Source organism: Lacipirellulaceae bacterium (genome assembly GCA_040218535.1).
In the GTDB taxonomy this organism is placed as follows: Bacteria; Planctomycetota; Planctomycetia; order Pirellulales; family Lacipirellulaceae; genus Adhaeretor.
Genome location: JAVJRG010000005.1, coordinates 1,376,335 through 1,400,885, shown reverse-complemented (window position 1 = coordinate 1,400,885; position 24,551 = coordinate 1,376,335). Strand labels below are relative to the sequence as shown.

The following is a 24,551-nucleotide window of genomic DNA, read 5'->3' as shown; positions in this document are numbered from 1 at the left end:
TTACGATTCGCTGTTTTGATGCTAGTACGTACTAGGCGCGAGGACGGGCTGGTTGTCACCCCAGCGGAATGCTCTCACCTCGTCTTGCGGGATCAATAGTGGGAGTTCGGTATTGATCGCGCTGATCGTTTGCGACGCTTCAAGAAACTTTACGGTGAACTGCCACTCACCGTACTTAAGTTCAGCCTTTTCCACTTTTGCCCAACCAATCTCCGCAAAGCGTGAACCGCCGATCCTTACGAGTACTCGCAAATCTGCTTCAGAAGATTTCCTCCAATCTCGCGCTACCGTTTGTAGCGCATGGCGGAAATTACGTTGGGCGAGGACCAGACCTGCTGATTCCTCATGATTCACGAGGATACGCTGAGACGCGAAAGGGGCCAGCGATTCGTCACGCTGCCAAGCTTCGAGCAACTCGGGAGATGCGCGATAAATGGCGTTCGGGGAGTTCGACCAGTAGCTAAGTTTGCCAAAATACCTAGCCGACTCTCCCGCCAGCTCCGAAGCGAGATACCGTAAGGTTGGCCTGGCACGGTCGCTTTGGGATTCAGTCCAACTGGTGCTGCCAAACACCATCCAGCTAAGGTTTTTTGTCGAGGATTTCTCTTCCTCAGGCCAGGACCAACGCTTCGAGAACGGCCCCTCGCCCGTTGCGAACCAGAGAGTGCAGTCGTCGAAAAGGAAGTAATGAACCTTCACTTCTTCGCCAGAGGGAAGCGTCAAGAGACCATCAACAGACTCACAATCTCCTAGTTCGGCGAACACTGGCAAGCGGTACTCTTTCCTCTCTCTTCGTGCTAGAGTTGCTAAGCCCGAACGCATGCCTGGGTTGGTCCGCAAGCGATTGAGCAGTTGCTCGCGACCCAAGAGCTGAAGCTGAAGTTTGAGCGGATCACCAACCGCTTCAATCAAGCTCTCCAGCTTATTCCCGTCAATCTCTGGCCTTTGAGGGAAGAAAAAGACGGCGGCATTCTCCGTTGCTACGTAAGGTATGCCTGCAGGAGACTTCTCGTGCAGCAACTTATATTCCTTCGAGAGAAAGACATCGCCCAAGCACTCATCTTGATAATACTCGTATGCGTTCGAGCCATCGTCCTCTTCCAATGCGTCGAGCGCCAACTGTACCGCATTGGTATGATTGCCTTGCGCCGCCGCGACGATAGCCACTGAGACTTCATCATCGTGTTCACGCTTGAGCTGTTCGGCTAGCTCCTGCGCTTTCTCGTACCTTTTCGTTTTCAACAGCGATCTCAAACGGTAGTCACGAATCTCGCGCAAAGCATACTCATCGAGCGTATCCTCAGCAAAGATGCCACCGTGATCGACCTTGCTAAGCAGTTGATTGCACGTTGCTGCGCAGCGTTGGTAGTTTTTCCGCTCCCAATGGTAGACGGCCTCTTCGTAAAGGTTAGAAGGGCTAAAGGGCGAGCTCTCTCTTTGAAATAGACGGATGAGCTCATCGTAATCGTCCCATCGCTTTTCGCGCCTCAACTGGGAAGCCAGTTCACGAAAAACGTCGGCTCTTGATTGCTTGTCAGTCGCCTCCGCATCGTAATACTCTCGCCAACGCCCTGAGTTGATGCAACTGTCGCGATACTGAAACATCAACCACCAAGAGTCTTCGTCCTCCTTTGCTAGAACATTCTTTAAATGCTTGCAAGCTGCGTCCCATTCTTCAAGCGCGTAGGCCTTTGTGGCCAATACCTTTTCAATCTCCTTGTCAGAGGGATCGCGCTTGCGGTGAAGTGAGACAAGTTGATCAACCTTTTCCCACTCTCGACTTTCAATCAGCGGGGAAGCAATCATCGACAGCGGAGCCGATCTCGAGCGAAGCTGCTGGTAGGCCACCTCAAGAGTCATAGTTTCGTGAATTGCCTGAGCAAACAATTCCAAGAGTGACTTTTTGCTCTCATACTCTTCGTCGTATTCGTCCGATTGCTCGACACCTTCTTCAATCGAAAAGCCATCGAGAGGGCTTTCAAGGAGCTCAATGGCTTCTCGAAACTGCTCCTTTCTTAGTGCGCTTTGTGCAGCATAGTAGAGGCCCCGCAAGTCCTGCGGCCGCTGCTCAAGAAACTTCTCAACGATAGCCTCGAATTCATTCCTGGAGAACGTATCCATGCCTTCGTCGTATTCGTAAGTCAGAGACTCGAAGGCCGCTTCGGGTTTAGGGACTTCGTTCCAATCCTCCACCAACGTACCTGCCTCAGTGGCGGCACTCAAGAATCGATTCACGAAGTCCTGTTGCTTCTCCTCGTCTTTTTCCATTTGCATTGCCAAAAGGTATTGCTGCCGAGCTTCTTTGAAATCGCCCTCCATTTCCGCAGACATTGCCAGTACACTTAGCGTACTTGCTGAATTCGGAGCATTCTCTTGCAAGTATTCAAGCAAGTAATCGAAGCTATCTTGGTCGAGGTAACGCATACTACTCGCCAACTGAGTGCCCAAGCCCTCTGGATCCTCAGCTCGCTCAAGATAGGTGGCTATCTCGGACTTGCTCTCTGCCGGGAACTGCTGCATGAGACCAGTCAACGCACTTAAGTTTTCAGGATCGAAGCGCAGAATCTGCTTCCACTGCTTGGCCGCGTACTCCTTATCTCCCAAGGCCCTGTGCATGTAGGCAAGTTGCTGAGACAAAAAGTAAGAAGGCCCAATGAGGTCTTCAATCTTCTGCAGATTATCGACCGCCTGCTGCGAAGCGTAACGTGGTTCGCAATCAGCCAGCCCCTGATAGGCTGCCGGAACGCGATCGGGGTTGCGCACTTTCAGATAGCAACGCTTCGCTTCCTGCTCGTCTCCCAAAGCTCGCCAACGATAGGCCGTGAGGACCCAATGATAGTCGTGATATCCGGTTGTGATCGGTTGCTTCTCAGCTAGGCGGATCAGTCGTTTGGCGGCGGCTTCATCTCCCCCCTCGATTTCTGCGTCAGCCTGGACGATCAGTTTGCTCCAACGCTCGTAGCCATCCACGCCTCGATCGTCGTCAAGTCCAGCCTTCGCTGCCCACTCTTGCGATTGGCTCAGCCCGAACTCGAGGCGCAACCAATCAGCCAGCTTGAAACTGTCGCCGTCCCGAGTCAATGTAAATCTCTGATGAATCCCATCCAGCAAGGTCTCGCCTTCTTCCATTCCATAGGCGTAAACAATCAGCGCATTGTCAGCACTCGGGTCTTCAATCACATCAGCAACGACGATTTGCTGCCACCACCGTTCGACTGTTACCCCCTCTTGCACGGCCTGTTTGCCCTGCCTAACTGATTCCCTCGACCAATTGTCGAGTGCGCCGGTGAGCAAGATTCTTTGAAAGAGCCCGTCGATATCGACTAGCTCCTGAAAGGCCTCATCATCTTCGTCCTGCGCGGTTTTCTCGACTTCACGAAGAAACTGAACAATAGCGAAGTACTCTTCAGCGAGTTCAGGAGAAAGGCGTTCCTCGACGGGCACTGCTTGATCGAAAGTCGTGAATGCCTCAACAGATTCACGCTGTATTTCGCGATAGTCCCTTGCTGCAATCTCAACCGCACCGCCCCTAAGTGTCGAAATCACGAATGCCACGGCGGCCACTATCACCACGTTGGTTGTGATAAACGTGGCAATTCCAAGCGGAGTTGAGAGGAAATCTCGTTGTTTCGCGGCTGGCTTTCGACTATTGGCTGATGTTTCCGAAACCTCCCATAAAAGAGGTTCGGGATCACTATCTTGAGAATATGCCATGTCGAGAGTCGATTTTTTGAGGGTGATCGATTCGTAATGTTGCCTTTCATTCTGTGCGGATTGCTCTCCTTTCGCAATCCGCCGCGATCATCGTTGAATAAGTCCTTCGCTCCAAGCATCGATTTGCTGTACGACACGTTCGACTGAAGTGGCAAGCAGAACTTCGCTCCTTGCACGGCGACCATCGTCACGAGCGGAACCATGCAAAGTAACGGGTTGTCCATCCACAGTCTTCGTTTCAACCCGAAACCGCCAAACCTGTACCCAGCCGGGTCGTTCGATTGCCACCAGTTTGACATCGCACAGCTTCATCGCATGCGGGCGAAAACCTTCACGACGCAGTTCGTCTCGGATCGCTTGCTCGAGCTCATGATTGCCGAGATAGTCGTTCCACCACTGGGCTAGTCTTTTTAGGATCTCAATCTTTCGCTCCTGCGTCTCCAGCCGAGGCGAAGCTCGGCGGCTAGTTGTTCAATCAAATTCAAAAAAAAACAAAGATGGACGTCCATCATTCGAAGAGCTGATTACTTCCTGCCATCAACCGTTCGTCAGAATGGTTAACCGCGTTCGCGATCACGCTTACACGCTTGGGTGGTACATCCCCGGGAAGTAGAAGTGCCGATCCCGCTAAAGAAGGTCTTCTGCTTTGTTCAGATGTGCCACCGGCTACTTTCTTCGCCCGCCGCTGTCGTTAACCAACGCTGCCGACGAACGTGTATCATTTTAGAGACTTGGTAAGCTGGTACAGCAAGTATTCTTGGCCACCTTGGTTATTAGCTTTCAGCCAGCAGCATTTTGGGAGGTAAATTGACGCTTGAGTAAAGATGACTCTCAACCGATACCTTTGATCATTTTCTCTGGCCTTGCCGCCGACGCGGAGATAGTGCGGCCGCAGCTCGAGGCGTTTCCACAGGCGAGCTGTCCTGAATGGCTAGTTCCTGAGAATGATGAAACGCTTGAGGCTTACTGTGAACGATTCGCTCAGAAGATCGATACCGGCGAGCCGTGCCTACTCGCGGGGATTTCGTTTGGTGGGATAGTTGCTCAGCACTGCGCGAAACATCTTGATGCTCGCGGCGTTGTTCTGATAGCAACCGTTCGCGACCCAGGAGAACTCCCGAGAAGGGTTCGAGTGTTTCGACCGTTGGTTGGTTCGATTCGCTTTGTTCCGCTTGCTCCATTTCGCTTGCTGTCCCGCGGTGCGGCGATGCTGGGAAGTTGGGCTCCGTTGGTGAGCGCTATTGCCAAGCAATTCATCAAGGTCGATGCGCAAGTCGTGCGTTGGTCTCTGCGAAAAGTTCTTCAGTGGAAGAACTCCCTAAAAGTGCCCTGCCCTGTCTATCAGATTCACGGAAAGCGTGATTGGGTTTTTCCAGTCGGCTTGACGCAGCCCGACGAAATCATCCCCAGCGCACGACACGTTATCACGCTAAGTCATCCCGAGGAGGTAAACGATTTTCTACGTGCTATAGTTGAGAAGCATTCGCACAACTAGCCGAACCGACCAAAGGGTATTCCATGCGCGAGCCGAACCGCAATGAGCCGATTGCTGATTTCGACACCGGGTCGATGATTCGTGGCGTGATCGGCAGCACGCTACTAATCTTTGGAGTATGCGTGGGGATCTGGGTGCTCGTCATGATCGGCACTGCGATCAACGCCGCCGACCCACCCGGCATCATTACCGCGATCGCTACCGATGATGGCGAACCCTTGAAAGCCGTACTAGATGGCAAACAGGTCGAACTGCCGAACAAGCTGATGCTGATCCCAGCTTACTTTAGCCTCTGCTTGCTATTGATCGTGGCGGCATCAATCGCGAAAGGGGCGATTAGCGGGGGGATCGCCTTGCTACTTAAGCAGAAGCGAAAGGGATAGGCCTAGCGAAGTCACGATTCTGGCTAGTACGATCTGATCGCACCTTAGCTTGCATGCCGCTTGATCGCCCGCTCGGTCGCCGTACCCATATCTGCTGGGCTCTGCGCGACTTCAATGCCGGCATCTTCTAACGCGGCAATCTTTTCTTCCGCGGTGCCTTTGCCGCCGGAGATGATCGCCCCGGCGTGGCCCATTCGTTTGCCTGGAGGGGCGGTGCGACCGGCGATGAAGGCGGCGACCGGTTTGGTGATGTGTTCTTTAACGAACGCGGCGGCTTCCTCTTCGGCTGTGCCGCCGATTTCGCCCATCATCATGATCGCTTCGGTTTCGTCATCTTCTTGGAACATCTTCAGCAAGTCGATAAACGAGGTACCAACAATCGGATCGCCACCAAGCCCGACACAGGTAGTTTGGCCAAGCCCCAAATTGGTGAGCTGCCAAACGGCTTCGTAGGTGAGCGTGCCGCTGCGGCTCATTACACCGACTTTGCCTTTCTTGTGAATGTAGCCGGGCATGATCCCCATCTTGCATTCGTCGGCTGTAATGATGCCTGGGCAGTTGGGGCCGATCAGGTGGACATCGTCGCGGTCCTTGATCTTGTCGTAGACGCGCACCATGTCGAGCACGGGGACGCCTTCGGTGATCGCGGCGATGACCTTAATCCCCGCATCGACCGCTTCGAGAATCGCGCTAGCCGTGAAAGCGGGCGGCACGAAGATCATGCTCGCGTCGGCGCCTTCTTTCTCAACGGCTTCCTTTACGCTGTCGAACACTGGCAGACCGAGGACTTCTTGGCCACCTTTGCCAGGCGTGACCCCGCCGACGAGCTTCGTGCCGTAGTCGAGGCAATTCTTTGAGTGGAACTCACCAGCACGACCTGTGATGCCTTGGCAGATAAGCTTGGTGTCTTTGTTGATTAGGATGCTCATGGTTATCCGTTGTTCGTTGGCTGTTCGTAGTTCCGCATTTATGCGGCAGCATCAGGGGAAAGTTACTGTGTGGTGTAAACTTTAATGAGGGTGTAGACGCTCATTCATTGCAGCCGCCTAAAGGCGGAACTACGAACTCACGCTGCATTTGCCGCGGCTACAACTTTCTCCGCTGCGTCGGTTAGACCTTCTGCTGTGATAATATCGACGTCACTTTCCGCCAGAATTTTTCGACCTTCTTCAACTTCGGTACCTTCAAGGCGGACAACCAACGGCACGTTAAAGCCGACTTGCTTGTAGGCTTCCAGTACCGCATTGGCGATCGTCGTGCACTGCATGATGCCGCCGAAGATGTTCACCAGAACAGCTTTCACATTTTTATCGCCAAGCAAGATGCGAAACGCCTCGGTCACCTGTTCCGTCTTGGCACCGCCGCCGACATCGAGGAAGTTGGCAGGCTCTCCGCCGTGGAGTTTGATGAGGTCCATCGTACTCATGGCCAAGCCAGCACCGTTGACGAGGCAGCCGATGTTGCCTTCAAGCTGCACGTAGCTGAGGCCTGCCTTGCCGGCCCGTACCTCGGCGGGGTCTTCTTCGTCGAGGTCGCGAAGCTCAAGAAGTTCTTTGTGGCGGAACAGTGCGTTGTCGTCGAAGTTGATTTTGGCGTCGAGTGCCATCACTTCGCCGCTTTTGGTGACAACCAAAGGGTTAATTTCCGCGATGCTGCAGTCGAGATCGACAAACAGCTTGCAAAGCTTGGTCATCAAGTCTTTCGCGCTGGCGACGCTCTCGCCGGTGATGTTGAGCTGCTCGCAAAGCCGCTCGACCTGCTCGGCCTGCAAGCCTTCGTCGGGATGGAACGGCTCCTTGAAGATTAGCTCGGGGGTCTTCTCAGCGACCTCTTCAATATTCACGCCACCCTCTTGCGAGCACATCAATACAGGCAAGCCCGAGGCGCGGTCGACGACGATGCCCAGGTACAACTCGCGGTCGATGTCGCAGCCTGCCTCGACGAACACTTGCTTTACCGTCTTTCCAGCAGGGCCCGTCTGGACGGTGACGAGCTCGTTCCCGAGGAGCGCATCGGCAACTCGAGCCGCCTCTTCAGCGCTTTTCACGAGTTGCACACCGCGTTGGTCGGGGTTGCTCTTAATCGTGCCCTTGCCGCGACCGCCAGCATGGATCTGGGCTTTGACGACAGCAATCTCGCCGCTGAGCTTGGTGAAAGCGTCTGCTGCTTGATCAGGGGAAGTCGCGACATGGCCTGCGGGCACGGCAATGCCTGCGTTGCGGAAAAGCTCTTTGGCTTGAAATTCGTGGATCTTCATCGATTTGGCTTCCGTGATTCACGCTTAGTGAAGTTGAACGGGGAGTATAGCGCCTCGGTTTAGAACCGCCAAGGACGGCAAGAGTGCGAAGTTACGAAACCACTAGAGGACCCACCGCGACCTAGTATCGCTACAATACTTGTGCACGCAGAGTCGCAAAGCACGCGGAGAGGCAGGGTGGTGAGCTGCTTAAATCGGCTCCGCAAGCTTGAAGAGTCGAGCTTGTCCACCACTCAGGAAGTCAAACCGTTGAGATCTAGCGAAACCCACACACACAGTTGCTGGCTCTCCCTACCCTAAGAGCCAGCTAGGTAACCGACTCCCACACCCAACAGAATGGTTCTTGACTTGCCATGCAGATTGTGAAAAAATTCACAAGGTCGAGAGTAGCGTACCTAAGTACCGTCCATTTCTCGGCTTGTATCACTAGAAACAGCTTGTTTTCGCTTATAAAACTGCCCCACTGAGTTGTCATGACGACTGTCACGCGAATCGAAAAAGGGCTCGATCTGCCAATCGCCGGGGAACCTGTGCAGACGATCTCAGACGGGCCGGCCATCACCAAAGTGGCCCTCTTGGGCGACGATTACGTCGGGATGAAGCCGACGATGGCTGTCGCGGAGGGAGATTCCGTCAAGCTTGGGCAAGTGGTTTTTGAGGACAAGAAGAACCCCGGTGTCCTCTACACTTCGCCGGGTGCTGGCAAGGTCGTTGCTGTCAACCGTGGGGCGAAGCGGAAGTTCGAATCGCTTGTGATCGCGCTCGAAGGCGACAGTGCTTCTGAAACCAACGAAGAGACCTTTCCAACTTTTCCCGACCATAATTTAGCACGCCTAGAGCGTGATAAAGTCCGCGATCAGCTTGTGAATGCCGGACTTTGGCCGGCCCTGCGGACCAGGCCTTACAACAAGACGCCCTCTTTAGACGGCATTCCGCATTCGCTGTTCATCACAGCGATCGATACGAATCCCTTGGCAGCCGATCCGGCGATCATGCTGGCGAAGTATCCAGCAGAGTTCATTGCAGGTATTGAAGCGCTAAGCGCCCTGACCGATGGAAAAACTTATGTCTGCCGTCGAGCAGGCTCGGAAATCCCCGGCGAAAGCAAGGTCGCGGCTGAGTTCCAGGCCTTTGACGGCCCTCACCCGGCGGGTCTCGTAGGGACCCATATCCATCTGCTCGACCCAGTGGATCGGAATAAAGAAGTCTGGCACATCGGCTACCAAGACGTCGTCGCGGCCGGGCACCTGTTTTTACACGGTAAGATCTTTACCGAGCGGACCGTTGCGATCTCTGGGCCTGCGGCGAAGAACCCTCGGCTCGTGACTACTCGCTTGGGAGCTTCGCTAAGTGAATTGACCTCAGGCGAAGTCGCTCTTGATGGCGATAAGGAGGCTCGCGTCATCTCCGGCTCCGTGCTTTCGGGCCGAGCAGCAACGCCGCTGGTTGATTTTCTCGGACGCTTTGCGAACCAGGTCTCGCTTCTCGCCGAAGGCAACCATCGAGAGCTCATCGGGTGGATGCTCCCCGGCGATGAGAAGTTCTCTATCCGCAAGATCTTCAAGTCTGCTTGGACCGGCGGTGAGGGGAAGCGATTCAACTTTACTACCAACACGGGCGGAAGCCGTCGTGCGATTGTTCCCATCGGCATGTACGAGCAAGTGATGCCCTTGGATTTGATTGCAACCCCATTGCTCAAGTCGCTGATCGTTCAGGATATCGAGTCGGCTCAGCAACTTGGTGCACTGGAATTGGCCGAAGAGGACTTGAGCTTGTGTACTTTTGTCTGCCCGGGCAAGTACGATTACGGGCCGATTCTTCGCGAAAACCTGACAGTCATCGAGAATGAAGGGTAGCGTGCTCGTTAGGAATCGGTCGGCAACTTAACTTTTAATCAGGAAAGCTAGTAGCCAATAGCTAATAGCCAACAGCTCAAAGTGCTTCGCAACTTACTCGACAAACTGCATCCGACATTCGCCGAAGGGGGGAAGCTTGAACGCTTCTACCCGGCTTACGAGGCGATTGATACGTTCCTCTACACGCCGGCGGATGTGACCAAATCGCCGTCTCACGTCCGTGACGGAATGGATTTGAAGCGGATGATGTCGATCGTGGTGGTTGCCCTTTTGCCATGCTTTTTCATGGCTTGCCACAACACTGGCTATCAGGCGAATCTCGCGATTGCAGGTGAGGCTCAGCCAATCGATTCTTGGCGCGAGCCTGTGATGAGTACTTTGGGTCTCGAACATGACCCTGAAAGCTTTCTAAGCAACTTCGTCTATGGCGCTTTATTCTTTGCCCCCATCTACCTTGTAACGCTTGCTGTTGGAGGCACCCTAGAAGGCATTTTCAGTATTGTACGCGGTCACGAGATTAACGAGGGATTTCTTGTCACCAGCGCTTTGTTTCCGCTGACACTTCCGGCGACGACACCACTATGGCAGGCGGGGCTCGGTATCGCGTTTGGTGTGGTGATTGGCAAGGAAATTTTTGGGGGGACGGGAAAGAACTTTTTGAATCCGGCTCTTACCGCACGCGCGTTTCTTTACTTCGCATTTCCTACGTATATGTCTGGAGTGAAGCGGGTGCCAACTCCCGGAACTGACGAACTGGGAATCGGCGTTTGGACTGCAGCCGACGGAGTAACGGGTGCGACTCCACTGGGCGCAATGGGAACTTACAAGGTAGAAGACGCGGCTGGTGGAGTCATTCCTACAGTCGAGACACTGACCGACTTAAGCTGGTGGGATTGCTTCTGGGGCTATATACCAGGCTCCATGGGAGAAACCTCGACGTTTGCGTGTCTCATTGGAGCGGCAATTCTAATTCTGACCGGTATCGGATCGTGGAAAATTATGGCTGGCTGCGTCGTTGGTGCTGCTGCGATGTCAGGAACTCTCTGGGCGTTCTCCAGCAACCCAGAGTACGCAGTCACTTCGCTTTCTCCCTGGTGGCACCTCGTCATTGGGAGTTTTGCCTTCGGTACCGTTTTCATGGCAACTGATCCGGTATCTTCCTCGATGACGGAAGTCGGTCGTTGGTGGTACGGAGGACTCATCGGAGTAGTTACGATTCTTATACGTTCAATCAACCCAGCGTATGCCGAAGGTGTATTTCTGGCCATCCTGTTCGGGAATGTCATGGCTCCGTTGATCGACTATTTCGTCATTCAAGCGAACATTAAGCGGAGGATGGCACGCTATGCCACCTGAAGAGAAAACTTCCAACAAGGAGAAGTGGAATAGCACCTCCGGCACGATCATGGTTGCTACCGTGCTTTGCGTCGTTTGCTCCGTCGTCGTTGCCGGTGCCGCGGTGGGTCTGCGAAACACGATTGAGGAGAATAAGACGCTCGATCGGCAGAAGAATGTCGTCTTGGCAGCAGGTCTTCTTGAGAAGGAAGAGCTTAACCCCGAAAGCGTTAATAAGCTGTTCGCCGAAGGTGGTCGAATTCGAAAAGAACTGGTCGATTTGGAAACCGGCAAGCCTGTTTCTGAGGATCAACTTGAAGAACTCTCCGGCTACGACCCCCGCGAAGCTGCCAAAAACCCCAAGCTAAGCGTGAAAATTCCCGCAGATGTCGACGATGCCGGACTGAAACGTCGCGAGAAGTTCGCTTATGTCTACAAGGTGGTCGGTGACTCTGGCGAGCTCGAGCAAATCGTTATCCCCATCTACGGCAAGGGTCTCTGGTCGACGCTTTACGGCTTTATCGCTTTGGAAAAAAACATCAACACGGTCGATGGTATCACCTACTACGAGCATGGAGAAACTCCTGGGCTCGGCGCTGAGATTCAGAACCCCGACTGGCAGGCGAAGTGGGTTGATAAGTCCGTCTACGATGACGGCGAGGTAGAGCTTGCAGTAATTAAAGGTGCCGTCGACGAAACTAGCGAAACTGCTGCCTACCAAGTTGATGGGCTCTCTGGAGCAACCATCACCTCCAACGGCGTCACGAACATGATTCATTACTGGCTCGGCCCAGAGGCGTTCGGACCATACCTAGACTCGTTACGATCCGGGGAAGAGTCAACAACTGAAGCCCCTGCGAACACGACGGCGGGGAAAACCAATGGCTGATAAAACTCCAGGGGCGAGAGACGCCCTGTTCGATCCGATCTTTAACAACAACCCGATCGCGTTACAGGTATTGGGCATTTGTTCCGCTCTGGCGGTGACGAATAAGCTCTCGACCTCCGTGGCGATGGCACTCTCGGTAACCGTTGTGCTCGGGTTGTCGAATGCCGCGGTCAGTCTCATTCGTGAATACATTCCGAGCAGCATCCGCATCATTGTCCAGATGACGATCATTGCCTCGCTAGTGATTGTCGTCGACATATTTCTGAAGGCGTTCGCGTTTGATATCGCTAAGGAGATCTCGCTCTTTGTTGGACTGATTATCACGAACTGTATCGTGATGGGTCGCGCAGAGGCCTTTGCGATGAAGAACGAGCCGTACATCTCCGCCCTAGATGGCATCGGCAATGCATTGGGGTACAGCTTCATCTTGATTGTCGTTGGATTCTTTCGCGAACTGTTCGGCTCAGGGACGCTCTGGGGGATCACCGTTTTGAAACCACTAGCCGAGGGTGGCTGGTACGTCCCCAACGGATTAATGCTTCTGCCACCGAGTGCCTTTTTCATCATCGGTGGGTTTATTTGGGTGCTGAGGACGTTTAAGACGGATCAAGTGGAAGAAGGACACTAGACGGCTAAGCGACAAGTCGCGAGTGCTGAAAACTGAACACTGGCAACTGAAAACTCAATCTCATGGATCACTACCTCAGTATCTTTTTGAAGTCCGTTTTCGTTGAGAATATGGCGCTAGCCTACTTCTTGGGAATGTGTACGTTCCTAGCGGTTTCAAAATCAGTGAAGACGGCCCTCGGCTTGGGTCTTGCCGTAATTCTTGTGATGTTCGTCACGATTCCGGCCAACAACCTCATCTACCAGCATCTCTTGAAGAAGGGATCGCTCGCTTGGATGGGTTCACAGTTCGCCGAAGTCGATCTGGAGTTCCTGTCGCTGATTAGCTTCATTGGGACGATTGCCGCGATGGTGCAAATCCTCGAGATGGCCCTCGATCGCTATTTCCCTTCACTCTACAACCAGCTGGGCATCTTTCTCCCATTGATTACCGTAAATTGCGCCATCCTTGGCGGATCGCTCTTCATGAAAGAACGTGATTACGATTTCGTTGAGAGCTGCGTCTTTGGATTTGGCAGCGGCTTCGGTTGGGCACTCGCGATCGCCGCACTAGCCGGCATTCGCGAGAAAATGAAATACAGCGATGTCCCCGATGGGCTGAAGGGTTTAGGGATTACCTTCATGACGGTTGGTTTGATGTCGCTTGCGTTTATGTCATTCGGCGGAATGTAGAAACTTGTTTTCACGCAGAGACGCGGAGATCGCAGAGTTCACAGAAACAAAGCTCTCTGCAAACTCCGCGCCTCTGTGTGAGACTTAATTGCGAGATGGGTTAGGTAACCATGCTGGAAGTACTGTTAGGCGTTGGAATGTTCACCCTCGTGGTGCTTGCGTTGGTCGGCGTGATTCTGGCCGCGAAGTCGCAGCTTGTGGCGAGCGGTGATGTCTCGATTGAGATCAACGAGCAGAAGACCATTCAGGTGCCTGCCGGCGGTAAGCTTCTGGGGGCTCTGTCGGACGCAGGGATCTTCGTCTCTTCGGCGTGCGGCGGCGGTGGCACTTGTGCCCAGTGTGAAGTCAAGATTCACGAAGGGGGTGGTGATATCCTTCCCACTGAGAAGGCACACATCAGCAACAAAGAAGCACGCGAAGGCTGTCGGCTCTCCTGCCAGGTTGCCGTCAAGCAGGACATGAAGGTCGAGGTTCCGCCCGAAGCATTTGAAACCAAGAAGTGGAAGTGCAAGGTCAAGTCAAACGAAAACGTGGCGACCTTTATCAAAGAGTTCGTTCTTGAATTGCCCGAGGGCGAGGACGTCAACTTCAAGGCGGGCGGCTACATCCAAATCGAGTGCCCGCCGCACGAGGTCCACTACAAGGACTTCGATATTGAAGAGGAGTACCATCCCGACTGGGATAAGTACAACATCTGGCAGTACGTCTCGAAGGTTGACGCTGAAGTGGTACGGGCTTATTCGATGGCAAACTACCCTGGCGAGAAGGGCATCATCATGCTCAACGTTCGGGTGGCCAGCCCGCCGCCTCGCGCGCCTGAAGGCACACCTCCGGGCAAGATGTCTTCCTACATTTTTAGCCTGAAACCGGGCGATGAAGTCACGATCTCAGGGCCTTACGGCGAGTTCTTCATAAAGGACACAGACTCTGAAATGGTCTACATCGGTGGCGGTGCCGGCATGGCTCCGCTGCGGAGTCACATCTTCGAGTTGTTCCGCAACCTAAAGACGGATCGCAAGGTGACTTACTGGTACGGCGGTCGTAGTTTGCGTGAATTGTTTTACATCGAGGATTTCCGTGCGATTGAGAAGGACTTCCCGAACTTCAAGTTCAACATCGCGCTCTCCGAACCGCAGCCCGAAGACAACTGGGATGGCTACACCGGCTTTATCCACCAAGTGCTGCACGACGAGTACCTCAGCAAGCACCCGGCTCCTGAAGATATCGAGTACTACATCTGCGGCCCGCCGATGATGAACGCTGCCGTGTTCAAGATGCTGGATGATCTTGGCGTTGAAAAAGAGAACATCGCGTACGACGACTTCGGCGGCTAACGCTTACTGCGTCGGGCGCAAGCGGTGTGTGATTCCCTTCTTGATAGCCGCGACCGAACCGGTCGCCGGGGATGCTGTGAACCGTTCACGATATTTGGTTCTGTACGCCGCTCTAGTTCTAGCTCTGGGCTGCTCCCGTACCGAGGTGACTTCTGCTTCGGCTATTAAGTCGGCGGAATCTCAAACAGTGACGCTCCGTGGTCAGACGATGGGGACCACATACAGCGTGAAATACCGAGGGCCGATTGAAATCTCGGAAAGGGAGGTGCGACAGCAAGTCGAGGAAGCGCTGGCTGAAGTGAACAACCAGATGTCGACTTACTTGCCGGACTCGGAGCTTTCTCAGTTCAACAACAGTCATTCGCTGGAGCCGCAGGAAGTTTCACCAGCCACCGCGTATGTTGTTCAGCAGGCGGTAGCTATTCACGAGAAAACTAGGGGAGCCCTGGATGTGACCGTCGGTCCGCTAGTCCGACTATGGAAGCTGAATGATCCTCGGTCTTCCGCTTTAGAACTTTCTGATCAAGAGATTGCGAAGACGCGAGCGATGACGGGCATTGAGAAAGTCACTGTGACGACATCCCCTACTACGTTAAGCAAGAAGATCCCAGAACTTGAGATCGACCTCTCGGCAATTGCCAAAGGGTACGGCGTGGATCGGGTCTGCGAAGTTCTCACTCAACTTAGCCTAGAGAACTTCATGGTTGAGATCGGCGGCGAAGTGCGAACCTTGGGAACGAAATCCGCAGAGGCGGATTGGCGAATTGGGGTCGAAAGCCCGCAGCAAGCCAGGCGTGAACTCTCCTGGATCGTTCCGTTGAAGGATCTCGCCCTGGCTTCCTCGGGGGACTATCGCAACTTTCGTGGCACCGGCGAGAACGCTTATACTCACATCCTCGATCCGCGGACCGGACGACCGCTCCCTTATCGGGGCGTCGCCGTCACGGTCGTTGCCGAGACTTGTCTAGAAGCGGACGCGTTGGCCACTGCGCTGGTCGTGATGGGTGAAAACGAGGGCTACCTCTGGTGTGAAGAGCACGACACTGCCGCGTTGTTCCAGACAACTGATTCGAAGGGTGCGATCAGCGAGCGAGCAACGCCGTTATTCGAGAAACTGAACCCTCGTCGGCCACGTCAAGCTTCTACAACCTCATCAGTACAGAATTGAATTCACGAATGTTTTGGACACTCGTCATCGCTGTGATCGTGTTTCTTGTAGCCGTGGCGGCAATGGCCATTGGTGTGATCGTCAGCAACCGTCGCATCACGGGGAGCTGCGGTGGGTTGGCCAACATGAAGGATTCCCAAGGGCGTACCATCTGTGATGCGTGCACGGACCCGAGCCCTGATTGTGCAGGGGAGCCACTTGAGGAATCTCAAGGGTGAAGAGACGACCATGTTGGGAGACCCTGAAATTGGCGGATTCGGCTTAGGCGACCCTGGCGGAAAATGGGAATCACTGGGATGCCTCACGCATCTCATCCTGTTTTCTTTGTTTACATTCGTGCTTTTCTGCTTCGTGAAATGGTTCTCATAAGCCTAGTCATGGCCATCGTTACTATCCGGCGGCGGATTCGGGTATAATGATAAACCCGCCTAAAAGCCTCTCCATTCCCTCCCTCCGTTTTGGTTGCCATCCATGAGTGCCCCTCTCGTACAACGTAGCGAGCGATCTTCCTCCCGCCTCGGTTTCACATTAGTCGAACTACTCGTTGTCATCGCAATCATTGGTGCACTCGTCGGTTTGTTGCTCCCTGCCGTTCAAGCTGCCCGCGAAGCTTCCCGCCGTTCACAATGCATGTCGCAGCTTCGCGAGATCGGTCTAGCGATCCAGAATTATGAAAGTGCCAAGGGGAGATTTCCCAGCGGAAGAAATCGCACGGATCAATTTGGAGTCTCTTGGGCACATTCGCTTCTCCCTTACCTTGAGCAACAAGCAATACACGACGCTTATGTGCCGAGCGAGCGAGTTGACTCCGCTGCGAACGCCGCAGCCATGCGAACGCCTATTCCCGTTTACGCTTGCCCAACCCGTCGGCCTGCGGCGGCTGATCGTGACTTTGACAACGATGACACTCCCTCGCTCCTGCTCGCATCCGCCGTGCTCGGGGACTACGCGGCCAACGCTGGCTTCGAGGAAGACATGGGCATGGAGGACAATGACTTCGCCAACGGGGGGCTCAACCTCACTCTTGCGGGACCTATCTTCAGCGGCTCACGAATCGCTGCACGCCAAGTGACTGATGGCCTTTCAAACACTTTGGCCATCGGCGAACGCCACATCCCACCGCCGCGGTCGGATTGGGAAACCGGCCGAATCCATGCACGCCAGGGTGACACTTGCTTCCTGGCCTCCGACAATTTGAAGACCGTGATGCGGGGGACTGAGGACGGCTTGGCGACTGGTCCTGACGATGACGACAACGAAGTCTTCGGCAGTTTGCACCCCGGTGTTACGTTGTTCGTCTTTCTCGATGGGCATGCCGAAGCGCTCTCTTCGACGAGCCGTAGCTCAGCGTCAGGAGTGAACCCCGGGAATGTTGAGGACATTCGTATCGACGACGAGTGGCTCTGGCTGGGGGCGCTGAGTACCGTGGCAGGTGCGGAAGTCTTGCAGCAGTGATTTATTGCGGTCAAGAAGTAGAAGTTTCGATTTGCCTTACGTGCTCATAAATCAGCCCTCGTGGTCTTGCCTTGCCTTCAGCACCCTTCCGACAGCTACGAAGATCAGGCCAAGTATGGCTAGTCCCATTCGAAAGACGAGTTGCAATTTATTGGCAGCAGGTCCTCGACCAATAATGAGATAAGCGCTAAAGACGCACATGAATGCACCTGTCGCCAAAAAGCGATCCGACCATGTTTTACTCATCTCTTTTCGGATCCCGTTGTATGTAATGCTGACTGCGCGTCTCTTTGTTGATTAGTCCTTCTCGCGCGTATTAGTAATGCACCAGTAGAGTCGATTCTGTTGATCACTTCAAACCTCTCTTCAAATGCTTCCAGAAAGAGTCCTTCGGGGTCGCCGTGATAGCTACGTGTGTAAATGAGCCAAAAGACGTCTTGTGCCACTCGTTGGCTAATCCTCTCAAAAGCCCGCTCTACGGCCTCGTCCTCTAGGAACGACGCTCGACCCTGTTCGGACTTGGGCAACTCATAAACCTGCCAAGCTTTCTCCGAATCTTCCTGATGGATCAGCGTGCCGTTGAGATAATACTTCACGGGTCCAATCATATAGTCGGAGACGACAAACACAGGGCCGGGAGTGTAATCGCCTGAGTTAAGCGTCGCGGCTAAAGCACGAATATCTTCGTTCGCGTAACGGGGGACGTGTTGACGTTGATAGATCGCGTAGGCCTGAACACTCAAGAAGAGTGAAATGGCAAGGATCCCTGCACCGCGAGAGAACTTCAGACCGGCGACGGCACCAGCCCCGAGCAAAACACTCAGCGGAACAATCGTCCAACTGACGTATCGCACCTTGTAGCCGACACCTGCGGTTTCTCCAATCATGCCGATCATTGGCGCAGCAAGTAGGGCGAGTAGTATCAATGTCCAGCCTTTGGGCAGTTTCTGAATTCGCAGGAAACCATGCCAACCGAGCCATCCAGCCGCGATACCTAACAAGGCAATCCAAGGAAGCGATTGACTGATGATTTCGCTCTGCTCTGCGGCGTGCATCTCGCTAGGAGAAGGTCCGAGAGAGAATCCCCCCAGGGAAGTGAAGACCGTATAGCCCCAGCCTTGCCAGTTGAAGGGCGTGTACATGCATCCTTCCGTCTGAAAGCTGTGGTCGCCACGCATTAAGAGCACGGCCGGCGCACATGCACATGCCGCCAGAGACAGAGCCACTAAGCCTCTTGCCTTGTCTCTCAAGGGCGGTCGACTAGCGAGAAACGCCAGTCCTAAGAATGCCGCCAGCAGAGCGGAATAATAGTGCGTGTAAACCGATGCAGTGATCGCCACGCCAAAGCCGATCCAGTACAGCGGCTTGTTTGATTTCCAGGCTGCAAAAAAGAGGTACAAGGCTAGCGAGACAAGCGAAATGTAGGTCGCGTAGGCTCTAGTTTCTTGTGAGAAATAGATGTGCAGTGGCGAAACCGCAAGCGTTGCGGCGGCGGCTAAGCCGACGGTGAAGTTGGCGATTCGTTTGCCTAGTTGGTAGGTGAAGAAGACAGTCAAGCATCCGACAAGGACAGACAACCAGCGGCTGGCGTGTTCAGATCCCCATACGGTAACCCAAGCCTTGAGCACCAAGTGATACAAGGGCGGAAAGCCGTCGGGCTCGACGACTATGTCGGATATTGGCAAGCTCGCGATCGAAAGCTCGATCACTTCATCCATGCTGTAGCTTTGATGGTCGAGCCGGTAAGCGCGTAATGCGAATGCGACAATCAGAACCAGGCTGATTGCTAGAAGATTTCGAAGACTCCCATTCACCGAAAAATCTGCGTTCTTAGAACGATCGATCAAGGGCGAGGAGGCTCCCTTCTCGCTACTTCTGTCGCTTGGGAGAAATGTGGTCTGGGGACTTCAGCTTTTCCATCAATCGACTCTGGCAGGAGTGATTGGATGCGGTCAACCGTTTCAGCCGGCAGTGACCACTTATCTGAGCACCTAAAAGGTGAGAGCGATTCCAAGGTACGGCCGTCACGCATGCTTATCTCTGGCAACCAAGCCATTGCTTGCTCAACGAATTCTGCAGGATCTGAGCAGAAGGACTCGTAGGTGGTGTAGAGAACTCGCTCTGGCTGAATCGCTTGCATCTGAATATGTAGCTGTTTCTGATGGTTGGCGACTTGTTTGCAAACTGCTTCAACATAGGCCAGGTGGTCGGTCCCCTGTTGGACGGACTCAGCACCCAGCCCCCAGCCAAGCTTTTTACTTCCCTGGACCCACTTCCGTGCTTTGATCAACGACTGTGCTACAAACCAAGGCCGACGCTCGACGATCACAAAACGTGCGTTGGGCAGCGCATTGGCGATCGTCGCACAACAGACGGTATTGCGATTATTCTTGTTCAGCAACGGCCTCTTGGTAATCTCTAACCAAGCCGCAAAGAGCCGTTGCATTTCTGTTTGAAGCTCGTCGGATAACCGTTCGGGAATGTCATAGCGATCTTCGCCAAAGAACTGATTCCAGATGTGAAATCCGTCGTTGGGGCCTCGAAGTCCCGCCGTGTTCCCATAAAGACTATTGTACTTAGTCCCCTGTTTCTTGCTTGCTGGGGGAACGAAACTTTTCTCGAAGAGCTTCGCCGCCATCACCGGACTACGCGGGAACATGGCGTTGCAATTGGTGAAGTAGCTCACTTCCCAGTGGTTCGCGAGCACCTGATAAAGGAGTGTCGTTCCACTGCGGGGCGGTCCGACGATCAGCACAATTGGAAGATCGGAAGCGGCCGCCTCTTTGCGGAGGCGTTGCTCTTTTCCTGAGAGCATCCAATCGAGCGGAGTCACGATTTTCGAAAGTGCTTCAATGGCAAGCGTCGAGCGACCGATACGGCCCCCCTCGATCAACATTCGCCAGACCAAACCTATGGGATCGGCAAAATTGCCGTAACTAAGGCCTTTTTCATCGGCTTGCGACGGCTTGCTTTGCTGCTCACTCATGGTGAAGCCGCCTCGGTTGCGTTCGACAATTTCGAGGCATGCTTTGTCACGTTCGACGATTGTCGTGAAAGGATTGCCTGCGCATGATCACGCATAGTCACGACTTGCCAACGCGAAGCCATCAGGTCGACCGCCTTACCGACCAGTTCGATTTTCTCTTTGGCGGATCTCCCCATGGCGGGAAAGAACGCCAAGTCGCTATCGTCTTCCTTCCCCATGAAATCCAAAGGATGCAACAGTAGCGAAGGTTCAACCCGTGCTAGTTGGCAAAGTCGTAGTGCCAGGCGGAAATGCGTCATCGCCAGGACTTGCGAGTACTGCCCAAGGTAAAGCAAGTAACTAACGTGGATGGGCACCTTGAACAGGGGCATCGTCGTGACAGGAATCTCGAGCAATTCCGGCAGGATGCCGGGCCATCGATAAGGTTTGAGCGAGCGGAAACCCTCGCTGAACTTTCCGAAGAGCTGCTTGCGGTCAGCTTTCTCCTCAGGCGTCAGATCTGAAGTGAAGAAGTAGTACAAGCGAGCGAGTGGCCCGAGAAAGGTGGGAAACGTCGAACCGTCATATTCGTAACCTCGCTTCGAGAGCGTCTGCAGGAGTTGCTGGGAGAAGCTAAAGCCGGGGCCGCGGAAACCGGTTGGTCGTTGCCCTGTTGCTGCCTCGATCGCTTCTTCTGCCCGTTGTAACTCTTCCTCAATCTGCTCTGGCGAATAGAGGTGGAGCCATGGCTCGTGGTGAAACGAGTGATTTCCAATTTCGTGCCCTGCATCGGCGAGCGACCGCAACGCCTTGGTGTTTTCTGGCAGAGCAGCATCTTGCCCGACCACGAAGAAGGTGATCTTGAGGTTCCTCTGTTCTAGAAACTTTAGCACTCGTGGCACGACGACGTCGAGATACGACGGAAACGCTTCCCAACCAGCGTCGCCGTGGGTTTTCATATACGACCACTTATTATCGAGGTCGAGCGAGAGGCTGGCGAGACGTTTAGGCATGTCCAGTTTCAGAAAGTTGCTGGTGTGGTGACTCTAGTTTTTTTGCCACGGATGACACGGATTTCACGGATCGAGTATGTAGGGTATTACATTTCATCCGAATAGAATCCGTGTCATCCGTGGCTTAATGCAGGTTTGTGTCGGTTCTTCTCGGTCTTTGGGAAGGTTGAATTCTCGGCTGATAGGTGTTCATGATTGAGCGAGGGCAGCAGTACTTCTTCGAGTGCCGCTTCGGCGAGTTCGACGACTTCGTTGACGTTCAGTGTGCCTTTGACGATGTGTGCTGAGTTCACGGCAAAGACGTTGGGTACGCTCGTTTTCATGGGCGGTAGCTTCGTCGAGTATTCAAGTGTTGGTAACGCCATGACGTGTTTTGCTCGCGAAACGCGAAACGCCAGAACATCTTCGCGACTGAAATCAGGATACATCTTATCAAGCGCCGAGAGAAACTTCTCCTCGATCTGTTCGTCGCTCCATCCCCAGGCCTCGTCGTCGTGCGCCGCGTAGCGTGGAAGGTAAACAAGCGAGTTGCCGCCGAATTCCGCGGTGTCGACCAGAGTCGTCATCTCGATGACTGCTGTAAAGGGAATGCCCGAGTCGGTAATGTTGGTTACGTAATACTCGGCGAGCGGCTTCTTCAATACGACTGAAGGACAAAGGATACCCAGGTACTCGATTGCTTCGTGCTGTTCTTGCTCTTCATGCGATAGCTGCGGGCACAGCTTTGGAATGAGCGATGAAGGCGTTGTCAAAACGACACGATCATACTCCTGTATGCCTTCCTCGGTTTCGACTTGAACCTTGGCAGCACCTTCGGTCGTGATTCTCTTGATGGGGGAACTTGTTCGCAACTCGACGCTGCGCATCTCAAGCGAAGCCGCGAAACGTTCTAGGATTCTGGCGTATCCTCCGGGGACGTAACCGAACATTTCCTTTTTTAGACCACTCTGCCGTGCTTTATACATGCGAGCAATCGTTGCCCAAATGAACGAGGCTGAGCAACGCTGGTAGGTTTCACCGAGCTTTGCTTTCAGCAGTGGCAGCCAAATCTTCTCAAAGGTGCGTCGGCCCGACCACTTCGAAAGCCAATCGGCAACTGGGACTTTCTCTAACGCTTGCCAATCCTTACGCTTGGAAGCCATAAAGATCGTGCCGCCAAGTCGTAGTTTGTCGATCAAACGCAACGGCGGAAACTTCAAAAACTCAGGGGTACTCGACATCGAGTAGAGCTTGCCGTCGGTGAAGAAGCCGGTCTTTGTTTCGACCCAACGCATCTCTTCTTCCAGGCCAAGTTCCGCGAGCAAAGCTCTAATTCGAAGATCTGAAAGCAAAGTCACGTGGTAATGCCGGTCCCACGTGCAATCGCCTAGTTGCCAGGCACCGGCTAAGCCGCCGATTTCGGGGGCGGATTCGTAGAGGGTGACTTGCTGACCTGCCTCGGCTAAGCCGCGAGCGGTGGTAAGGCCCAGCATGCCGCCGCCGATGACTGCCCATTTTCTGCTTGGGAAATCTCTTGATTGGTCGGTTGACATCAACTCACCCCGCTGGGCTGCTGCTCACTGACCTTGCCATCGATGATGACATATTCCCGAGCGCACTTTCCGCATACAGAATCAACTTCTCCGCTTGGAACGCCCTCGGGCCACTTCAGCAACGGCTGACCACAACGACAAACGCACCCGACCGAGCGGGCCGGGTTGCCCACGACCAAATGGAAATCTTCAATGTCACGAGTTACCACGCTCCCCATGCCAACCATCGCAAATCTCCCGATGCGTAGATTGCTCCCAATGATGCAGCCCGCACCAATAGTCGCACCTTCGGCAACCAGGGTTTCTTGCGTTTCTTCGTCTGGGTCAGAGCCGCGAAGCTGCTGGAGGTCGGGGGTCGTTGCGCGAGGGAAAACATCGTTTGTAAAAATCGTACCGGCTGAAATCATCACCCCATCTTCTATCGTGACGCCGTAGCAGATGTAAACCATCGAGTTGATTTTCACCCGATGGCCGATCTTCACTTCGTAGGCGATCGTCGACTTTCCGCCCACGATGCACTCGTCGCCCAGAACGGCGTCTCGACGAATATGCACCGAGTCCCAGACGCTCGTGCCACTGCCAAGACGCACCCCATCCTCAACAATCGCGGTAGGGTGAACGAACGATGGAGAAATGTCTGACATACCGAAGATCGAAGTTAGGCAGTTACCGGTGTTGCTGAGGACTCCGCGATCGGCTCCCAGTCACCTTTAGCGAGCGAACGGTAGGCGGCTTCGATCACACTCACCGATGCCAAGGCGTCTGCTGGTTCGACGAGAAGTGATTCCGTACCACGAATGGCCCCAGCGAAGTTTTCAAGTTGTCGCTGAAAAGCTGCAACCTTCTGGTAACCCTTGCCGAACACAGTCCACTCTTTGTCACTGCTGCGTCGGTACTTCGACTCCTGCCAACCGACGAGTAGCGTGCCGGCACTGCCGTAGACGGCAATAAAGTAGGGCAACTCTTTACTGACACTCCAGGAGAGATCAATGCTCGCCACGACGCCGCTCTTGCCGCGGACGAACATCTTGGCGGTATCCTCGACGGGAAGTTCTTGAATCCGGTTACCTTCCATGGCCTGAATCTCGGTCAACTCACCTAGGAAGTACCGGGTGATATCCACGGAGTGCGTACCGTTATCAATCAGTACTCCACCGCCGGAAATGGTCGGATCGGAGTTCCAGCGATGGGTCATATCTACGCGACCGGTAAATACATTCTCAAAAAGCACTACCTCGCCGAGAACTCCCGAGGCGATGATCGACTTCGCTTGAGCAACGTCAGCGACATATCGAAACTTCGAAGCCATTGTGAAAATGACTCCAGCTTCTTGGGCCTGCTTCGCCATTTCGCCTGCAGTTTCTGAATCGATGGCCAGTGGCTTCTCGCACAGCACATTGATGCCGCGGTTGAAAAGCACCTTGCAGACTTCATCGTGCGTTACCGGTGGTGTGGAAACGATGACCGCATCGAGATCCATCTCTTCGACCATTGTCTCAACGCTTGGGAAAGATGCAGCTCCGGCAGTTTCCGCCAGAGCTTCTGCAGCTTCGATCCGACAATCGGCGACCGCGACCAGTTTCACCTGATCTGAAATGGCAAACGCCTGAGCGTAGGCCTGCGCAATCGCGCCTGCTCCGACGAGTCCGAAACGGACAGGGGTTTGAGCTTCACTCATCTGAGAAACCTTCTTGTAGGGTATGCCGAGGCACGAGGCATACCAGAACTGAGTCAAAATGTCGAAAGGTCGAAGAGTCGAAGACAAGGCTCCATTTGAGACTCTCTGACACTTCGACCTTTCGACTGTTAGACCATATTTCAAGTACGCCTCGTGCCTCGGCATACCCGACGAAATA

General features: G+C 54.0%; 21 protein-coding genes. 12 read left to right on the top strand and 9 right to left on the bottom strand.

All coding sequences use genetic code 11. From position 1 onward, the window contains the following. Positions 1 to 21 precede the first annotated feature (21 nt). Entirely contained in the window at positions 22 to 3,714 is a 3,693-nt protein-coding gene (locus RIB44_05965) for a hypothetical protein (protein ID MEQ8616121.1), read from the bottom strand. A gap of 201 nt (positions 3,715 to 3,915) precedes the next feature. Here RIB44_05965 and RIB44_05960 point away from each other — a divergent pair, with 201 nt between their 5' ends. From RIB44_05960 to RIB44_05950, 3 genes are all read left to right on the top strand, one after another. Then, positions 3,916 to 4,119, top strand: coding sequence for a hypothetical protein (locus tag RIB44_05960; GenBank protein MEQ8616120.1), 204 nt, complete (start codon positions 3,916 to 3,918; stop codon positions 4,117 to 4,119). 409 nt (positions 4,120 to 4,528) lie between these two features. After that, positions 4,529 to 5,209: an alpha/beta hydrolase gene (locus RIB44_05955; protein MEQ8616119.1), complete on the top strand. Its 681-nt coding sequence runs from the start codon at positions 4,529 to 4,531 to the stop codon at positions 5,207 to 5,209. Between the two features lie 23 nt (positions 5,210 to 5,232). Further along, complete coding sequence (locus tag RIB44_05950) at positions 5,233 to 5,592, top strand: hypothetical protein (protein ID MEQ8616118.1); 360 nt, start codon at positions 5,233 to 5,235, stop codon at positions 5,590 to 5,592. A 44-nt stretch (positions 5,593 to 5,636) separates the two neighbouring features. Here the strand turns inward: RIB44_05950 and sucD are convergent, their stop codons facing one another. Together sucD and sucC are read right to left on the bottom strand one after the other, a co-directional pair. Then, positions 5,637 to 6,521 (bottom strand): succinate--CoA ligase subunit alpha, encoded by an 885-nt coding sequence (gene sucD / locus RIB44_05945; protein ID MEQ8616117.1) that lies wholly within the window; start codon positions 6,519 to 6,521, stop codon positions 5,637 to 5,639. Between the two features lie 137 nt (positions 6,522 to 6,658). Next, positions 6,659 to 7,849: an ADP-forming succinate--CoA ligase subunit beta gene (sucC, locus tag RIB44_05940; GenBank protein ID MEQ8616116.1), complete on the bottom strand. Its 1,191-nt coding sequence runs from the start codon at positions 7,847 to 7,849 to the stop codon at positions 6,659 to 6,661. 473 nt (positions 7,850 to 8,322) lie between these two features. On the opposite strand from sucC, the gene RIB44_05935 reads away from it, so the two are divergent. From RIB44_05935 to RIB44_05895, 9 genes are all read left to right on the top strand, one after another. After that, positions 8,323 to 9,705, top strand: a complete 1,383-nt coding sequence (locus RIB44_05935; GenBank protein MEQ8616115.1) for a Na(+)-translocating NADH-quinone reductase subunit A — start codon at positions 8,323 to 8,325, stop codon at positions 9,703 to 9,705. 81 nt (positions 9,706 to 9,786) lie between these two features. Beyond that, positions 9,787 to 11,061 (top strand): NADH:ubiquinone reductase (Na(+)-transporting) subunit B, encoded by a 1,275-nt coding sequence (locus RIB44_05930; GenBank protein MEQ8616114.1) that lies wholly within the window; start codon positions 9,787 to 9,789, stop codon positions 11,059 to 11,061. Then, a complete protein-coding gene (locus RIB44_05925) occupies positions 11,051 to 11,929 on the top strand; it encodes a Na(+)-translocating NADH-quinone reductase subunit C (protein MEQ8616113.1) in 879 nt (292 codons plus the stop codon). Before RIB44_05930 ends, RIB44_05925 begins: the two co-directional genes overlap by 11 nt. Then, on the top strand, positions 11,922 to 12,557 hold the full coding sequence (locus RIB44_05920; protein ID MEQ8616112.1) for an NADH:ubiquinone reductase (Na(+)-transporting) subunit D: 636 nt from the start codon (positions 11,922 to 11,924) through the stop codon (positions 12,555 to 12,557). Before RIB44_05925 ends, RIB44_05920 begins: the two co-directional genes overlap by 8 nt. Before the next feature lie 62 nt (positions 12,558 to 12,619). Continuing rightward, on the top strand, positions 12,620 to 13,228 hold the full coding sequence (gene nqrE, locus RIB44_05915; protein MEQ8616111.1) for an NADH:ubiquinone reductase (Na(+)-transporting) subunit E: 609 nt from the start codon (positions 12,620 to 12,622) through the stop codon (positions 13,226 to 13,228). 110 nt (positions 13,229 to 13,338) lie between these two features. Next, on the top strand, positions 13,339 to 14,562 hold the full coding sequence (nqrF, locus tag RIB44_05910) for an NADH:ubiquinone reductase (Na(+)-transporting) subunit F (protein MEQ8616110.1): 1,224 nt from the start codon (positions 13,339 to 13,341) through the stop codon (positions 14,560 to 14,562). 208 nt (positions 14,563 to 14,770) lie between these two features. Continuing rightward, positions 14,771 to 15,730, top strand: coding sequence for an FAD:protein FMN transferase (locus tag RIB44_05905; protein ID MEQ8616109.1), 960 nt, complete (start codon positions 14,771 to 14,773; stop codon positions 15,728 to 15,730). A gap of 8 nt (positions 15,731 to 15,738) precedes the next feature. Beyond that, positions 15,739 to 15,948, top strand: a complete 210-nt coding sequence (nqrM, locus tag RIB44_05900; GenBank protein ID MEQ8616108.1) for a (Na+)-NQR maturation NqrM — start codon at positions 15,739 to 15,741, stop codon at positions 15,946 to 15,948. Positions 15,949 to 16,201: 253 nt separating this feature from the next. Then, positions 16,202 to 17,185, top strand: a complete 984-nt coding sequence (locus RIB44_05895; protein ID MEQ8616107.1) for a DUF1559 domain-containing protein — start codon at positions 16,202 to 16,204, stop codon at positions 17,183 to 17,185. A 242-nt stretch (positions 17,186 to 17,427) separates the two neighbouring features. Here the strand turns inward: RIB44_05895 and RIB44_05890 are convergent, their stop codons facing one another. The 6 genes from RIB44_05890 to RIB44_05865 form a co-directional block, all read right to left on the bottom strand. Continuing rightward, positions 17,428 to 19,032: a glycosyltransferase family 39 protein gene (locus RIB44_05890; protein ID MEQ8616106.1), complete on the bottom strand. Its 1,605-nt coding sequence runs from the start codon at positions 19,030 to 19,032 to the stop codon at positions 17,428 to 17,430. Next, positions 19,029 to 20,171, bottom strand: a complete 1,143-nt coding sequence (locus RIB44_05885) for a sulfotransferase (protein ID MEQ8616105.1) — start codon at positions 20,169 to 20,171, stop codon at positions 19,029 to 19,031. Before RIB44_05885 ends, RIB44_05890 begins: the two co-directional genes overlap by 4 nt. Beyond that, positions 20,168 to 21,163, bottom strand: coding sequence for a polysaccharide deacetylase family protein (locus RIB44_05880; protein ID MEQ8616104.1), 996 nt, complete (start codon positions 21,161 to 21,163; stop codon positions 20,168 to 20,170). The genes RIB44_05885 and RIB44_05880 overlap by 4 nt, the downstream gene beginning before the upstream one ends. Positions 21,164 to 21,276: 113 nt before the next feature. Then, positions 21,277 to 22,695 carry an NAD(P)/FAD-dependent oxidoreductase gene (locus RIB44_05875; protein MEQ8616103.1) on the bottom strand — a complete coding sequence of 473 codons (1,419 nt, stop codon included), beginning with the start codon at positions 22,693 to 22,695 and terminating at the stop codon, positions 21,277 to 21,279. Further along, complete coding sequence (locus RIB44_05870; GenBank protein MEQ8616102.1) at positions 22,695 to 23,339, bottom strand: acyltransferase; 645 nt, start codon at positions 23,337 to 23,339, stop codon at positions 22,695 to 22,697. The genes RIB44_05875 and RIB44_05870 overlap by 1 nt, the downstream gene beginning before the upstream one ends. 14 nt (positions 23,340 to 23,353) lie before the next feature. After that, positions 23,354 to 24,373: a Gfo/Idh/MocA family oxidoreductase gene (locus tag RIB44_05865; GenBank protein MEQ8616101.1), complete on the bottom strand. Its 1,020-nt coding sequence runs from the start codon at positions 24,371 to 24,373 to the stop codon at positions 23,354 to 23,356. Positions 24,374 to 24,551 lie beyond the last annotated feature (178 nt).

Excerpts from the sequence above, each read along its gene's own strand:
- RIB44_05875 (MEQ8616103.1), bottom strand. The coding sequence starts at position 22,695 with ATGTCAACCGACCAATCAAGAGATTTCCCAAGCAGAAAATGGGCAGTC.
- sucC (MEQ8616116.1), bottom strand. The coding sequence starts at position 7,849 with ATGAAGATCCACGAATTTCAAGCCAAAGAGCTTTTCCGCAACGCAGGC.
- RIB44_05880 (MEQ8616104.1), bottom strand. The coding sequence starts at position 21,163 with ATGCCTAAACGTCTCGCCAGCCTCTCGCTCGACCTCGATAATAAGTGG.
- RIB44_05960 (MEQ8616120.1), top strand. The coding sequence starts at position 3,916 with ATGCAAAGTAACGGGTTGTCCATCCACAGTCTTCGTTTCAACCCGAAA.
- RIB44_05895 (MEQ8616107.1), top strand. The coding sequence starts at position 16,202 with ATGAGTGCCCCTCTCGTACAACGTAGCGAGCGATCTTCCTCCCGCCTC.
- nqrE (MEQ8616111.1), top strand. The coding sequence starts at position 12,620 with ATGGATCACTACCTCAGTATCTTTTTGAAGTCCGTTTTCGTTGAGAAT.
- RIB44_05920 (MEQ8616112.1), top strand. The coding sequence starts at position 11,922 with ATGGCTGATAAAACTCCAGGGGCGAGAGACGCCCTGTTCGATCCGATC.
- RIB44_05950 (MEQ8616118.1), top strand. The coding sequence starts at position 5,233 with ATGCGCGAGCCGAACCGCAATGAGCCGATTGCTGATTTCGACACCGGG.
- RIB44_05905 (MEQ8616109.1), top strand. The coding sequence starts at position 14,771 with ATGGGGACCACATACAGCGTGAAATACCGAGGGCCGATTGAAATCTCG.
- nqrF (MEQ8616110.1), top strand. The coding sequence starts at position 13,339 with ATGCTGGAAGTACTGTTAGGCGTTGGAATGTTCACCCTCGTGGTGCTT.
- RIB44_05935 (MEQ8616115.1), top strand. The coding sequence starts at position 8,323 with ATGACGACTGTCACGCGAATCGAAAAAGGGCTCGATCTGCCAATCGCC.
- RIB44_05870 (MEQ8616102.1), bottom strand. The coding sequence starts at position 23,339 with ATGTCAGACATTTCTCCATCGTTCGTTCACCCTACCGCGATTGTTGAG.
- sucD (MEQ8616117.1), bottom strand. The coding sequence starts at position 6,521 with ATGAGCATCCTAATCAACAAAGACACCAAGCTTATCTGCCAAGGCATC.
- RIB44_05885 (MEQ8616105.1), bottom strand. The coding sequence starts at position 20,171 with ATGAGTGAGCAGCAAAGCAAGCCGTCGCAAGCCGATGAAAAAGGCCTT.
- RIB44_05865 (MEQ8616101.1), bottom strand. The coding sequence starts at position 24,373 with ATGAGTGAAGCTCAAACCCCTGTCCGTTTCGGACTCGTCGGAGCAGGC.
- nqrM (MEQ8616108.1), top strand. The coding sequence starts at position 15,739 with ATGTTTTGGACACTCGTCATCGCTGTGATCGTGTTTCTTGTAGCCGTG.
- RIB44_05925 (MEQ8616113.1), top strand. The coding sequence starts at position 11,051 with ATGCCACCTGAAGAGAAAACTTCCAACAAGGAGAAGTGGAATAGCACC.
- RIB44_05965 (MEQ8616121.1), bottom strand. The coding sequence starts at position 3,714 with ATGGCATATTCTCAAGATAGTGATCCCGAACCTCTTTTATGGGAGGTT.